Source organism: Paenibacillus sp. FSL K6-2862 (assembly GCF_038005125.1).
In the GTDB taxonomy this organism is placed as follows: domain Bacteria; phylum Bacillota; class Bacilli; order Paenibacillales; family Paenibacillaceae; genus Paenibacillus; species Paenibacillus illinoisensis_A.
On sequence record NZ_JBBOSN010000001.1, the window covers coordinates 894,503 to 908,629 of the forward strand.

At 50.0% G+C, this 14,127-nt stretch carries 11 protein-coding genes; 9 read left to right on the forward strand and 2 right to left on the reverse strand.

The features are described from left to right. Positions 1 to 51: 51 nt before the first annotated feature. The 7 genes from MHB82_RS04140 to MHB82_RS04170 all read left to right on the forward strand — a co-directional run bounded on the left by MHB82_RS04140 (position 52) and on the right by MHB82_RS04170 (position 7,820). A complete protein-coding gene (locus MHB82_RS04140) occupies positions 52 to 645 on the forward strand; it encodes an ECF transporter S component (RefSeq protein ID WP_095361033.1) in 594 nt (197 codons plus the stop codon). Continuing rightward, positions 646 to 2,169, forward strand: a complete 1,524-nt coding sequence (locus MHB82_RS04145) for an ABC transporter ATP-binding protein (RefSeq protein WP_341173901.1) — start codon at positions 646 to 648, stop codon at positions 2,167 to 2,169. Then, entirely contained in the window at positions 2,144 to 2,938 is a 795-nt protein-coding gene (locus tag MHB82_RS04150) for an energy-coupling factor transporter transmembrane component T family protein (protein ID WP_341173902.1), read from the forward strand. Before MHB82_RS04145 ends, MHB82_RS04150 begins: the two co-directional genes overlap by 26 nt. Positions 2,939 to 3,036: 98 nt before the next feature. Next, the gene (locus MHB82_RS04155) at positions 3,037 to 5,322 is read left to right on the forward strand and encodes an outer membrane protein assembly factor BamB family protein (RefSeq protein ID WP_341173903.1); all 2,286 of its coding nucleotides are present in this window, start codon (positions 3,037 to 3,039) and stop codon (positions 5,320 to 5,322) included. Between the two features lie 130 nt (positions 5,323 to 5,452). Then, positions 5,453 to 6,241 (forward strand): methionine ABC transporter ATP-binding protein, encoded by a 789-nt coding sequence (locus MHB82_RS04160; protein WP_341173904.1) that lies wholly within the window; start codon positions 5,453 to 5,455, stop codon positions 6,239 to 6,241. After that, complete coding sequence (locus MHB82_RS04165; RefSeq protein ID WP_227779605.1) at positions 6,214 to 6,906, forward strand: methionine ABC transporter permease; 693 nt, start codon at positions 6,214 to 6,216, stop codon at positions 6,904 to 6,906. The genes MHB82_RS04160 and MHB82_RS04165 overlap by 28 nt, the downstream gene beginning before the upstream one ends. Before the next feature lie 74 nt (positions 6,907 to 6,980). Continuing rightward, positions 6,981 to 7,820 carry a MetQ/NlpA family ABC transporter substrate-binding protein gene (locus tag MHB82_RS04170; RefSeq protein ID WP_095361194.1) on the forward strand — a complete coding sequence of 280 codons (840 nt, stop codon included), beginning with the start codon at positions 6,981 to 6,983 and terminating at the stop codon, positions 7,818 to 7,820. A gap of 119 nt (positions 7,821 to 7,939) precedes the next feature. Here MHB82_RS04170 and MHB82_RS04175 read toward each other — a convergent pair whose 3' ends face one another. Then, positions 7,940 to 8,806: a helix-turn-helix transcriptional regulator gene (locus MHB82_RS04175; RefSeq protein WP_341173905.1), complete on the reverse strand. Its 867-nt coding sequence runs from the start codon at positions 8,804 to 8,806 to the stop codon at positions 7,940 to 7,942. Between the two features lie 137 nt (positions 8,807 to 8,943). Between MHB82_RS04175 and fabF the strand changes: the two genes are divergently transcribed. Beyond that, the gene (fabF, locus tag MHB82_RS04180; protein WP_110755714.1) at positions 8,944 to 10,188 is read left to right on the forward strand and encodes a beta-ketoacyl-ACP synthase II; all 1,245 of its coding nucleotides are present in this window, start codon (positions 8,944 to 8,946) and stop codon (positions 10,186 to 10,188) included. Positions 10,189 to 10,259: 71 nt separating this feature from the next. On the opposite strand, the gene MHB82_RS04185 is transcribed toward fabF, so the two are convergent. Beyond that, complete coding sequence (locus tag MHB82_RS04185; RefSeq protein WP_095361195.1) at positions 10,260 to 11,489, reverse strand: nitrate/nitrite transporter; 1,230 nt, start codon at positions 11,487 to 11,489, stop codon at positions 10,260 to 10,262. Positions 11,490 to 11,919: 430 nt separating this feature from the next. Here MHB82_RS04185 and nirB point away from each other — a divergent pair, with 430 nt between their 5' ends. Beyond that, positions 11,920 to 14,103: a nitrite reductase large subunit NirB gene (gene nirB, locus MHB82_RS04190; RefSeq protein ID WP_341173906.1), complete on the forward strand. Its 2,184-nt coding sequence runs from the start codon at positions 11,920 to 11,922 to the stop codon at positions 14,101 to 14,103. Positions 14,104 to 14,127: the final 24 nt, after the last annotated feature.

A 14,127-nucleotide genomic window follows, 5' to 3' on the forward strand; every position in this document is an offset into this window, starting at 1 on the left:
TTTATTTTCATTTCATAACCTTATGGGGAGCAGAGAAAGGAAGTAGAGAACATGTCAACAACAGTGCGCAGCAACAAATTGAAGTTAACCGATATTTTGGTGACGATCGTGATCGCGGTCGTATTCGGGGTCATCTACAAGATATGGGGGCCGACGTATGATCTGATGAAGCCTTTCGGCGTGCATGCGGAACAGATGATCTATGGCATGTGGTTTATGGCGGGCACGTTCGCCTATATTATCATTCGCAAGCCGGGAGTGGCTATTTTGGCTGAAGTTGCAGCCTCAACCGTCAGTGCTTTTCTCGGGAGTGAATGGGGGATGTCCACCTTGGTATACGGTCTGTTACAGGGGCTGGGCGCAGAGATTTTCTTCGCCGCATTCCTGTACCGCAAAACGAATCTGTTCGTCACCTGCCTTGCAGCCATTGGGGCAGCAGCGGCTTCGCTTTTGCTCGATTACCAGTACGGTTATATTGACTCGTTATCAGCGTGGAATTACACATTGTTTATCGGCTTCCGCTTCATTGGAAGCATTCTGATTGCTGGTGTATTTGCGTATTATCTTGCGAAAGCACTTGAACTCACAGGCGTGACCCGGTCATTGAGACCGGTCTCCAAACAGGATTATGAGGCACTGGACTAAATGAACGGAGAAGGGAATACGCAGGCGGTAGGCGTTACCAATCTAAGGTGCAAGTTCCCGGGAGAGCAGGACCTGGTATTCCAGGGCTTGTCTCTCTCCGTGCGTAAAGGGGAAAAAGTGCTGCTGCTCGGTCCAAGTGGTTCAGGCAAGTCCACCCTGCTGCAAATATTGAGCGGTCTTATTCCGCGTTCCGTGGAGATCCCCATGAAATGCGATGAGATTCAGGTGCCGATTCAGCCAGGCATTGTATTCCAGGACCCGGATACCCAATTTTGCATGTCCTATACGGATGAAGAGATTGCGTTTGTGCTTGAAAATCGGAATATCCCAAGGGACCGGATGCCTGAGCTGATTCAACATTATATGGAGCTTGTTGGCCTTTCTTTTGAACAAAATCGTGCATGGATTCAATCGATGTCCCAGGGGATGAAGCAGCGCCTTGCGATTGCCTCTATTCTTGCCATGGAGCCGGATGTCCTGTTTCTGGATGAACCAACTGCACTGCTTGATGATGAGGGAACCACGCAGGTGTGGGATACGGTGAAGCAGGTCGCACAAGATAAGACGCTCATTATCGTGGAACACAAAATTAATGAGGTTGTGGACGTGGTTGACCGAATCATCGTGCTATCACCCGAAGGGAAGATTGTGGCCGACGGACAGGCGGAACAGGTCTTTGCGAACGAGAGGGATATGCTTAAGGAGTATGGCATCTGGTATCCGGGAGTATGGGAGGAACGTGGTGCCCGGAAGCTGGAAGCGAAACCGCAGGATTCTCAAGATGCCTTTAAGCATATGACGTCCGGATCCGGCAGTCGCGCAGAAGTCGAAGAAGATGATTCCAGGGACTCGGGTGTATACCATCCAGCACTCGAATTGAGGCAATTCACAGGGCTGCGAGGGAAGAATCCGGTTGTACAGATCGATCACGCTGACGTATTTCACGGGGATTGGGTAGGAATCGTTGGAGCTAATGGCGCTGGAAAAAGTTCATTATTGCTTTCCCTGATGAATATCCTGAAAACGACGGGTCATTATCGTGTTGAAGGACAACCGCCCGGCAGGACCAGAGAGCTGGCTGACCGCATTGCATTCGTGTTTCAGAATCCGGAATTTCAATTCGTTACGAATTCGGTTCTGGATGAGGTGGAGTTTTCCTTACTCGGTGGAGAACTTCCTGCGGAAGAGCGACGGGCCAGAAGCATCGATATGCTGGAGCAATTTGGACTAAGGGAGCTGTCTGGGAGGCATCCGTATCAATTGTCGATGGGACAGAAACGCCGTCTGAGTGTAGCTTCTGCTATGATTCGCAGACAGCGGATATTGCTGCTGGATGAGCCCACATTCGGACAGGATGCACGTAATACGTTTGCCATGCTGGGACAACTGGAGCGCCTGCGTCGCGCGGGAACGGCCGTTGTCATGGTGACACATGATCAGGAGATCGTGAACAGATATTGTACGAAAGTGTGGACTGTAGAAGAGGGGAGGGTTACGCATGCAGCTGTCGTTTCCCCATCGTGAAACCTGGCTGCACGTCGTGAATCCGGGCCTTAAAGTTATTTTCCTGACGCTGATGTTTATCCTGGTTATCCTTATTCACAATCTGAACGTCATGATCAATGTAGCGATTGTAATGCTCCTGTTACTATGCTGGACGGGTCATCCTTGGCATCGGCTGCTGCTCTATGCGTCGCCTTTTATATTGATCTTCATCTCCACCTCCACAGGCATGATGATGTTTGGTAAAGGCGAGACGACGTGGTATAAATATGGACTGATCCATATCACGGAAGAGAGCTTCTATCGCGGGCTGCACCTGGGGTTTCGTTCCCTGAGCATGGCGGCTGCTGGATTGTTGTTTGGCCTGACCACACGTCCGGTTCGTCTATTCTACTCGCTGATGCAGGAGTGGCGTCTGCCACCCAAGTATGCCTATAGCTTTTTGGCCGCCATGCGCATGATTCCCATTCTGCTGGACGAATTCCAGACGCTGCGTTATGCCATTCGCATCCGTGGTACGCAGCAGCGTGTATCATACTGGAACGTCTATGGAACCTTGAAGCGGTATGCGATTCCCCTGCTGGCGCAGAGCATCCGGCGGGCAGAGCGCATGGCCATCGCCATGGAGGCAAAAGGATTCGCAGATGGCGCGAGCCGGACGTATTACATCCAGACCGGGTATTCCCGTGCAGATCTGTATTTTGTGTTTTATTTTATAACAACCCTTATTATGGCTTACACGCTGGGCTGGGAATTCCCTTATTACCCGGCAATGCTGGATGTCAGGTGAAGAACAGGGACAGACATTTTATTATGATAATACAGTAACTTTTTCTTGTTCAAAACGTCTTTAATGGAAATAACTTCAAATGGATGGAGTGAACCAACGTGAAGACAGGCGGGAACTGGCGAAAAAGGGGCTACAGGTGGATCACCATTACCGGAGTAGCTGCCGTGATCGTTACAGGATACATGCTGCTGGATCTGAATGTGGCTGCCCGTGAAGGCCAAGCCCCAGAATCAGTTACACAAGCCTTATCAGCATCCATAACCTATAAAGCTGGAGAAACTGTCACATTGGGAAAAGGCCTGCCTATGTATGACCAAACTGTTGATCACAAGGTTCCCATTGATCTGATGAGAATATCTACATATACCTCCGGCGGGGAAAAGCTGAAAGTACAGGTTGTTCGCGGAGAATGGATCCGATTGAATCATAGCGAGTTCGCGAGTTTCTGGGTACCGGGATGGTACGCATCCAAGGAAAGCCAGACGATGAAAAGGTCCACTCCGCAGAACTTTACACTCCGGGCGGGAAGTAAACTGTATCTGTATCCTGGAAGCCAGACAAACTGGCCTTCTGCCAGTTCTCTAACGGATCATGCGCTAATTGTTGCATCGACGAAGGATTGGTATGGTGTCTCCGTTCCTCCGCGGACCTGGTACAAAGAGTCGAACGTATACCGTCCAGCCATAATCTGGGTTAGGGCGAAGGACGTACAGCAGCGCGTGAACGTAACGGACGGCTGGTTCGGGAATCAGGCCTCCATGTCTACAACGGATGTTCGTCATCTGACGGATATTTTATTAAATAAAAGCACGACTTCAAAACAAGCTGCCCAGTGGCTCGGGGAGCCGGATTGGAAAGAGCATTCCCAGAATCTGAATGAAACCAATGTTTCCATGAGTATTGGACAGACCTGGCGATATGAGCGGGAAGATGCACAGTTTCTGGTAACGTTCAACAAGACGGGAAAGTTGGTGCAGACACGCTGGAACATCCCGGTGGATGATCGTAATAATGTGGTCCCTTCGGATTGGAATTTTAGTCGTTCGGACGACTATCAGTTCACAACCAAAATTCTTGGCCAAACACTCCCTGCAACGTTACCCTGGAAATCCACATGGACCAATCAGGGCAAGCTGAATTATCCCTTTTTGCATGCAGCAACAGCGGATGTGCTTCTGATGAAAGGAGACGACGGTGGATTTAGCGGCATGCATTATGATAAATCCGTGTACGCCCTCGATCGATATACCGGAAAAAATGTGTGGGGGATCCATGCAGGCTACGGCGCACTCCAAGCGCAGGTGGATACGAAACGCGAGGGTGTGACAATCTATACGTCTTATGCTCCGGGAGATAAAGAGTACAAGGATCGCATACGCCACATTAAACTATCGGATGGGAAAGTGCAGTGGGAGTACAAAACCGGCTCCAAACTTTCACTTCGTGGTATTACAGCTGCGGAGAATGTTGTGGTGGTAGATAGCCCGGTTAAGGAAGGCTCCAGTCAGGGACGAATCACCGTGCTGAACAGTTCTAATGGCAAAACCCTATGGACAAGGAAGCTAAGTGCCGGATATCAATTGTTTAACCAGACGGCAGCTGACCCGTATGTGATGTATTGGGAGAAAAATCAACTGGTTGCAGCCGACCCGCTATCAGGTCGTACGGTATGGAGTATCAAAACCGGTAAGCCTACTGTGGATCATATCGAGAATGATCCGTACTTCGACGGAATAACCCGTCTTGATCCATTCACAGAGGCAAAGCCTGAACGTTGGATGCTGCTCGGGGATCAGTGGGTGTTGGTCGATCTGAATTCAGGCAAGCAACTTGCTCACTTTCAAGCCCGGAACGGACAACGCTTCGAGGTGCTGAATGATGGCATGCTGTTGATCCGCGAAAATAAGCAAGGTGAGCATTACGGGGATTATTCGGATTTTACAACGATGCTGTATGATGCCAAGAACGATAAAAAACGATGGACGTTAAATGACAAGGTTGAGCGAGGGCTTGTGGAAGGTGATCAAATATTTGTGATCAAGAACGGTTACCCGGCTGCACTGGATTATCATACGGGAAAAACGCGCTGGGACGCACAATATACGATCTCTTCCTTGAGATACCCTACCAACCAGGGAAGTTACCTGGTTATCGATGATCAACTTCTGTTACCCATGGGTGAGGATCTTCTGATCATGAATAAAGAGGATGGTACGCTGGTCGGCCGAGTGCATGACGTGGTCATGGGATCGCCGGAACACCGCGATCGGGATGCCAAGAATGGCACAATAAATCGGGTAGGGGATGAAATCTACATCGGTTCTTCGAACGGCAGATTTAGCTTGTATCATGTAAACGATTTAAAAACAGATATCTCTCGTTAAGGCTTGTTTCACACAGAATGTTGCTTTATTATAAATGAACAGGATTGCTCGCGCTCCGGTTATCGGCTGTGCGGGCTTTCTTCATGTGTTCTCGAAGGACCATGCATGATTAATCGCAGGAGGAATCTCCATGATTTCATTATACGGCGTAAGCAAGCGTTATAACGAACGCGGGTCCCGGGCTGATCAGGGATTCGAGGCGTTAAGCTCTGTCTCGCTTGAAGTGGGACAGGGAGAGATTCACGGTATCATTGGTTCCAGCGGTGCGGGCAAATCAACGCTTCTCCGCATGCTGAACGGGCTTGAAAAGCCGGACTCCGGTGAAGTAACCGTAGGCGGACAGCAGCTGACCCGGATGAGCGAAAGAGCCCTTCGTCAGGCGCGTCGTTCCATCGGCATGATTTTTCAGCACTTTAATCTGGTGAGCAACCGAACGGTGATTGGCAATGTATGCATGCCTCTTGAACTGGCGGGTGTTTCTCAGAGAGAAAGGGAAGAACGTGGACTTGAGGTGTTGAGATTCGTGGGTCTCGAGGATAAGGCGAAACAATATCCCGCCCAGTTAAGCGGAGGACAGAAGCAGCGTGTGGCTATTGCGAGGGCTCTTGCGAGCCGGCCTGATGTATTGCTCTGCGATGAACCAACGTCCTCGCTCGATCCTCAGACAACGAACGGTATTCTGGATGTGCTGCGCCATGTGAATGAAACACTGGGTGTGACCATCGTGCTGGTTACGCATGAGATGGAGGTTGCGCGCAGACTCTGCCACCAAATTTCCGTGATGAAGGAAGGGCGCATTGTCCGAACGCTAACGGAAGCGGAAGTTCGCAGTATTCCCGCACCACAGCGGGATTTGCTGACGTCCTTGCTTACGGGTGAAGAGGCGGCACCATGGGAAACGGAGGACGAGGAACGATGATACCTGAATCCATATTGAAGTACCAGGATGAGATATGGAAGGCGATCGGAGAGACCTTTGTCATGGTTGGCATCTCGATTGGAGCAGCTGTCCTGATTGGGCTTCCACTCGGCACGCTGCTGTATTTGTTCCGAAGAGGACAACGTTATGAGAACAGGCCGCTGTTCACGATTCTGGGCAGCCTGGTCAATATCATTCGTTCGTTCCCGTTTCTGCTGCTGGTCGTATTCATGATTCCGTTCACGCGGATGATTGTGGGAACGGCGATGGGGACATTGGCAGCGGCGGTGCCGCTTTCCGTTATTGCGATTGCCTACTATGCCCGCCTAGTAGAACAGGCACTGCTCGATGTGCCCAAAGGTGTGGTTGAGGCGGCATCGTCGATGGGTGCATCAACCATGCAGCTTGTGCTGAAATTTTTGTATGTGGAAGCACGTTCAGGTCTCGTACTCGGACTGACCACGGCAACGATCAGTTTTATCTCCTATTCCACGGTGATGGGCATTGTCGGCGGTGGAGGTGTTGGCGATTTTGCCATTCGTTACGGATATCAGCGGTTCGAGACGGAGATCATGGTATTTACGATCATTATTATGATCATTCTGGTGCAGATGATCCAGTTTACCGGAAGCAGATTGTCCCGCTGGCTTGATCGCAGATCATGAGGTACACAAGGTTAACAGACGAGAAGAATTTAGGATGACATTACAGATTACACGATGAAGGGGTTAGAATGAAAATGAAATCAAAAATGATCCTTATGCTGCTCGCAGTCATGCTGGTTGTATCCGCATGCGGCAAAAAAGAAGAGACACCCGCTGCGGAGGGGAATAATGAAGGCAGCCAAGCGACTCAGGAAGTGACGTTGAAAGTGGCTACATTGATTCCACCAATGACGGATGTACTGGATATTGTGAAGCCGCTGCTTAAGGAAGATGGTGTGAATTTGGAAGTTGTCGTTCTATCCGATAACGTTCAACCGAATACGGCATTGAAAGACAAGGAAGTAGACGCTAACTTCTTCCAGCATGTGCCTTACATGACTCAATTTAACGAAGCCAATAATGGGAATCTGGTTGCCGTACAGCCGATCTACAACGCGATCTACGGTGCGTATTCCAAAAAGTACAAAACCACTGAAGAACTGCCTGAAGGGGCAACGGTTGCTATTGCCAATGACCCTTCTAACATTGGACGTTCACTCGTGATGATGGAACAAAACGGTCTGATCAAGCTGAAAGAAGGCGCAGGATTCAACGCAACACAGGCGGATATTATTGAGAATCCGAAGAACTTCAAGTTCCAGGAAGTAGACCTGCTTATGCTGGCCCGCATGCTGGATGATGCAGATCTGGTTGCCATGACCCCGGCGTATGCAAGCCCGCTGGGACTTACACCGAAGAAGGATGCGCTGTTCACGGAAAAGGATGACTCCCATTTTGCCATCACTTTGGTTGCACGTGAGGACAACAAGGATTCCGAAGCCATTCAGAAGCTCGCCAAACGCATGGCAGGCCCTGAAGTGAAGGCTTTCTTCGAAGAGAAGTATGCAGACATCGCCATTCCGGCGTTCGAATAACATTTGCTATGCGTAGATTGATCTGATCCATATCCGATGAAAAGGGCTGGATGATCACCAAAAAAGATCCGAGCGAAACCGCTCGGATCATTTTTCGTTTGGTTGCATTGGAATGCCGTTTAAACGTTAGGTCTGGCTTGACGCTCCTTCTCACGTTCCATAAGGCGCACCAATTTCCGCTCGGTGGCCGTATCCTGTGCAGGAGTGTATATACTGCATCGCAGATCGGTATTACCCTGAACCTGCAACGAGGTCAGATTGAACAACATTTTGCCGGCTCTGGAATGTCTGAATTCAATCAGTACGTCTGGTGCACTGCTCACGCTGCTTTGTTTCCACAGGGACTGGAATTCCGGATATCGGTCCATCATTTCATTCAGAAACAGATTGTACCATTCATCGTCGACATATTGGCCGTAATAGGCACGGAAGATCGCAAGGTATCCGAGGACAAAATCCTCCCAGTTGACTGCAAGTCTCCGAAATTCCTTTCGTTCAAATAATAGACTAATCATGTTTCGCTGTTCGGCAGGAATCTGCTCAAAATCAATGAAGACATGACTGGCTGCTTCATTCCAGCCAACAATGTAGCAGCGGCGATCAGAAATAATGGTGGGACAATTCTGGAGCTCCTGCAGTATTTTTTGCAGGGAAGGATGGAGCTGGTAAGGTTCTTCCTCACGGATATGCAGTTCGGAGTAATGCTCCATGGCAAGGGAGAACAAGTACTTGCGTTCATCAGGGGTCAGTTTGAGTGCAGAAGCAATGTTATCCAGCACCGAATGGGAAACCTGAATATCTCTTCCTTGTTCAAGCCAGGTGTACCAAGTTGTGCTTACGCCCGCCAATTGGGCTACCTCTTCTCTTCTAAGACCCGGTGTTCTGCGACGGGTGCCTTCCGGCAAACCGACTTCTGCGGGAGCTATTTTGGCACGTTGAGTTTTCAAAAATAAGGATAATGCCTGAAGCCTGACATCCTGGTTCATCTTATTCCACCCCAACCTTTATCATGGTAGTCATTATACTATTATAATTCACAACTTGTAATAGGATACTGCACGTGCCAATATAAATGCAGAAGTTCAGTCGGATAGCCTGAATGGCTAGGGAGGATGAGTTAGATATGGAACGCGAACGTGTTGTGATTACCGGTATGGGAATTGTCTCGCCGCTGGGCAATGATGTAGATACATTTTGGAACGGACTTGTGAAAGGGCAGTCAGGAATATCATTAATTGAAAGCTTCGATACCACTTCATATAAAACCAAAATGGCTGGTGTTGTCCGAGATTTTGACGGAGAGGGGCGATTCGGACGCAAGGAAGCCCGCCGTATGGATCGATTTTGCCAATTTGCTGTAGCGGCAGCTGACGATGCTCTTGTGCATTCGGGACTGGATATGGAGAAAGTGGACAGGGAACGGGTTGGTGTATACATTGGTTCCGGCATCGGCGGCATTCAAACACTGATGGAGCAAGGAAAACTGTTATCCGAACGTGGTCCCGGAAGGGTTAGTCCGACCCTTGTGCCGATGATGATTTCCAATATGGCAGCTGCCATGGTGAGCATGAAATTCGGATGTTGGGGACCGACTCTTTCACCTGTGACTGCCTGCTCCATTGGAAATACAGCCATAGGTGAGGCCTTCCGGCTGATTCGTGACGGAGGTGCAGATGTCATTATTGCCGGGGGAACCGAAGCAGCCATCACGGAAGTTTCGCTGGCCAGCTTCGGTAATGCTACCGCGTTATCCACAAGAAACGAAGCCTATGAAACGGCGAGTCGCCCCTTTGACGCTGGAAGAGATGGGTTTGTGATGGCTGAAGGTGCTGGGATTGTGGTGGTAGAGTCTTTATCACATGCCCTGGCTAGAAACGCAAATATCCTCGCTGAAATTGTTGGATATGGTGCCAGTTCAGACGCATATCATATGGTAGCAACCCATCCGGAAGGACGCGGAGCATTCCTGGCCATGAGAGCTGCGCTTGCTGACGCGAAGCTTCAGCCGGATGACGTGGATGTGATTAACGCCCACGCAACAAGTACCGAAGCGGGAGATCTCTCAGAGACCCGAGCGATTAAACAACTCTTCGGTGAAGCTGCCTATCGTATTCCCGTGACGGCCAATAAATCGATGACTGGGCACATGTTAGGAGCCGCCGGTGGAGCGGAAGCTATCTCACTGATTCAAACCTTGCAGCATGGCATCATTCCACCAACGATTAACCAGGAGCAGCAGGACCCGGACTGTGATTTGGATTATGTACCTAATGAAGCCAGAGAGGCAGAGATGCAGATCGGAATGTCCAATTCTTTTGGTTTTGGCGGGCATAATGCCGTCGTTGTTTTTCGCAAATATTCATCCTGACAACAAGAGAACAGCAGCAGCCGAAGGGCTGTGCTGTTCTCTTTTTAGATGCGATTAGTCACCTGTATTCTTTATGAAGAGAGGGATGTGGATTCCGTTTTGCTGGTAAAAGATTTCTTCAGCCATTGGCCGCGCCATTTGGACTGCATAACCAGTACGAGCAGCATGGATGCGGCTGCGATCAGACTAAGGATGACGAATCCCGGCGTATAGGACTGGTAGGAGCTGTACAGTTGACCAAGAATCAGCGGGAGTGCGTATCCGCCCAGGCCACCTGCCGCGCCGACAATGCCTGTCATCAGACCGATTTCATTGCCGAAACGTTGTGGAACCAATTGGAACACGGAACCATTACCAGCCCCAAGGCACATCATGCCCAGGAATAACATGACGACGACCACAGGAAGTGGAGGGAGGAAAGATACACCTACAAGCATGACACAGGCACCAGTATATAGGAATGTCAGCATCCGCGTACCACCGATCTTGTCTGCCAAGTAACCGCCAACAGGTCGGAAGAAGCTTCCGGCAATAACGCAAAAGGTTGTGATATCAGCGGCTCGGACAGGAGATAAGCCATATTGGGTGTTGAAGAAGATGGTCAGATAGTTACACAATCCCACGAAACCCCCAAAGGTAACACAATAAAATGCACAGAATACCCAGGCATCCCTTTGTTTCAGCAAGGTGCCGTACTCAGAGAGCTTCTTCGGTGCTGGCCGATTGGGACTGTTACGGGCGAAGATGGAGAAAAGGATGAAAACGACCACGATTGGTATGATGGCGAGTCCAAAAACGACTTCCCAGCTGCCGAAATGAGTAGCCAGCCGATTGGCAAACAGAGTAGCGAGTACAGTACCGCTATTCCCTGCGCCGGCAATCCCCATGGCAAGTCCCTGATGTTCCTTGGGATACCATTGCCCTGCGAGTGGAAGAGCAGCGGCAAATGAGGCACCTGCAACGCCAAGCAGGAGGGCAACAACGTATAACTGGCTTAGCGAGTCTACCCACAGCCAGCCCAGCAATAGAGGTATGAGCGTGACGCCCATGCCGATCTGAGCCGTGAGCTTTGGACCGATATAATCGGACATAAAACCAAGTACAAGTCTAAGAATGGAGCCGCCAAGGATGGGCAGTGCCACCAGGTTGGCTTTTTCAAGAGGGGTCATCGGGTAATCCATGGCAATAACAACCGCGAGGGGGCCAAGCATGCCCCAGATCATAAAACTGATATCAAAATACAGAAATGCCCCGAACAGGCTGGGCTTATGCCCGCTCTTCCAAAAACTTTTGCTCTCCACCATTCAGCATCGCTCCTCATCCAATTGAATAATCTTACCCTGTCTTTGTGCAGTTCAGGCAGAAAAAGGCCGCAATTCGTCCAGATGATGAACGATTTGCGGCCTCATTGCCGGCAGGCAGGACACGTCATTGTGTTCCTGCACCTGATTTGATCACAGCACGGTGATTTTGATTCAAATTATAAAAAGAGAATTTGTGTATGTCAAGAAAAATAACATTAAATTTTTAAATAAATCATTTTGAAAGTTAATTCAGAATTATGTGTTAATTTTGTTGACATACATTATGGTTTGCCGTAATCTGAATCTAATATGAAATCACACAATGGCGTGTGAATTCCGGAGGCAACGGTGCCCTTTTCCGATCCATGGAGAAGGGATTTTTCTGTTTATTTTTAACTCAATATGTCACAGAGACAGGGGGCAGCCCATGAGCAAGAAGAGACTGGTCGTTATCGGAAACGGGATGGCAGGTGTTAGGTGTGTGGAAGAGATTATAGCCGTATCTCCGGATACATATGAGATTGTCATCTACGGAAGTGAACCACGTCCCAACTATAATCGGATCATGTTATCCAAAGTGCTGCAGGGTGAACACGATCTGCAGGACATTATCATTAACGACTGGAGCTGGTATGAGGATCACGGCATCCGGCTGTGTGCGGGAGAGACGGTCCACAAGATTGATACTCCGTCCAAAACGATTGAAACGTTATCCGGAATGAGGGAGTCCTACGATATTCTAATCCTTGCGACAGGGTCTGCTCCATTTATTCCACCCATTCCTGGTGTGGATAAAGAGAGGGTGATGTCTTTTCGCACCATAGATGACTGCACACGTATGTCCGCGTATTCCAAAGTACATCGTAAGGCGGCCGTTATTGGTGGCGGATTGCTTGGGCTTGAAGCTGCCCGCGGACTCCTGCATTTGGGGATGGAAGCCGTTGTGGTACATAACGCACCTTACATTATGAATCGGCAGTTGGATCTGCAGGCAGCGACCATGCTTCAGCATGAGTTGGAAGCTCAGGGGATGACTTTCCTATTAAACAAAAACACACAAAAAATTGTGGGTCGGTCCCAGGCTCAGGGGCTTCAATTTACAGATGGAACCAAGCTTGAAGCACAGGTAGTCGTTGTGGCCGTGGGCATTCGTCCCAATGTTGATGTGGCCAGACGGAGCGGAATCAGGACCCATCGGGCGATTGTGGTCGACGATTACATGCGTACCAGCGTACCTGATGTGTATGCTGTCGGTGAATGTGCCGAACATCGGGGTATCAGTTATGGTCTGGTAGCCCCCTTATATGAGCAGGGTAAGGTACTCGCACGTTTTTTATGTGGGCAGGAGACAGCAGAGTATAGGGGTTCTATTCCCTATTCCCAACTGAAGGTCTCTGGCGTTGACGTGTTCTCGGCCGGAAACATTAGCGGAGAAGAAATGCGGACGGCTGTACAGATGCTTGATGGTATTCGCGGTACGTATAAGAAAGTATTGATGAAGGAAGGGCATGTAAGTGGAGCGATCCTGTTCGGGGATACGACGGAGAGTGCCAGCCTATTGGGACTTGTTCAGCGTGGGGCTGGCATCGAAGAACTCGCTCCCCGCGAGGAAGAGACGAATCCAGCCGAGAAGGCGGCAGCAGCATTGCCTGATCAGGAGACGGTGTGCGCCTGTAACAATGTGAGCAAGTTGATGATCATGAGGGCCATACAGGATAAGGGGCTGCAGACTGCTGAACAGGTTAAGGAGCATACCAAAGCCTCCGGTTCCTGCGGCGGATGTCGTCCAATGGTTACGGCACTGGTGAAGCACACGCTGCATCTCCAGAAAAACGGCGGTGGTGCAAGCGAAGCAGCAGCTGCGGCGAAAACGACAGAATGGCCCGTTTGCAGTTGTACGGATCTGGGTCATGCCTCACTGAAAGAAGCGCTCAATCGGTTGTCGGATGGTAATTCCTCTGAGCTTGCAGCTTCGACAGACCATCACCATCTGTATGCCATTCAAGAGGGTGATGGAATGAGAAGAATAATGCAGCAGCTGGACTGGAGAACAGAAGAAGGCTGCGATATCTGCCAAACTGCACTTCGTTACTATTTGAAGATAACCGGAAAGTGGATAAGTGTACAGCAGCCTGATCGGGCTGGAAATCGGAACGATATCCTGCGGGGCGCGGTTACGGGTATCGAGGTCCATGCAGGCCATCTGAAGTTCGAAGCCATGGCAGAGGACCTTCAATTCAGGTGGGTTAATGCAGATATGCCTGCTCCCGTGAGAGTCGTCTTGTCGGGAGGAGCGAGCTCATGGGTAAGCCCGATTGTGCAGGATATCGGATTGCAGGAATCTCCCGCCGGCTGGGAAATTTACGCGGGTGGTCATGCGGCCCACCCCGTAAAAGAAGGGGGACTCCTCGGACTTGGCGAGACGGAAAAAGATGCAGTGCGGCTGATCTCGGCATGCGTGGAGTGGTATCGCCGAACCGCCTGGTACGATGAACCCATCTGGGCATGGGTAGAGCGATTGGGGTTCATATCGATCCGCGAGAATCTGCTGGATCAACAATTCCAGAACGAGCTGGCGGGCAGAACGGTAAGCGAATTGAGTTTTACTTGATCCAAAAGGTAGGGAAGGGAGTGA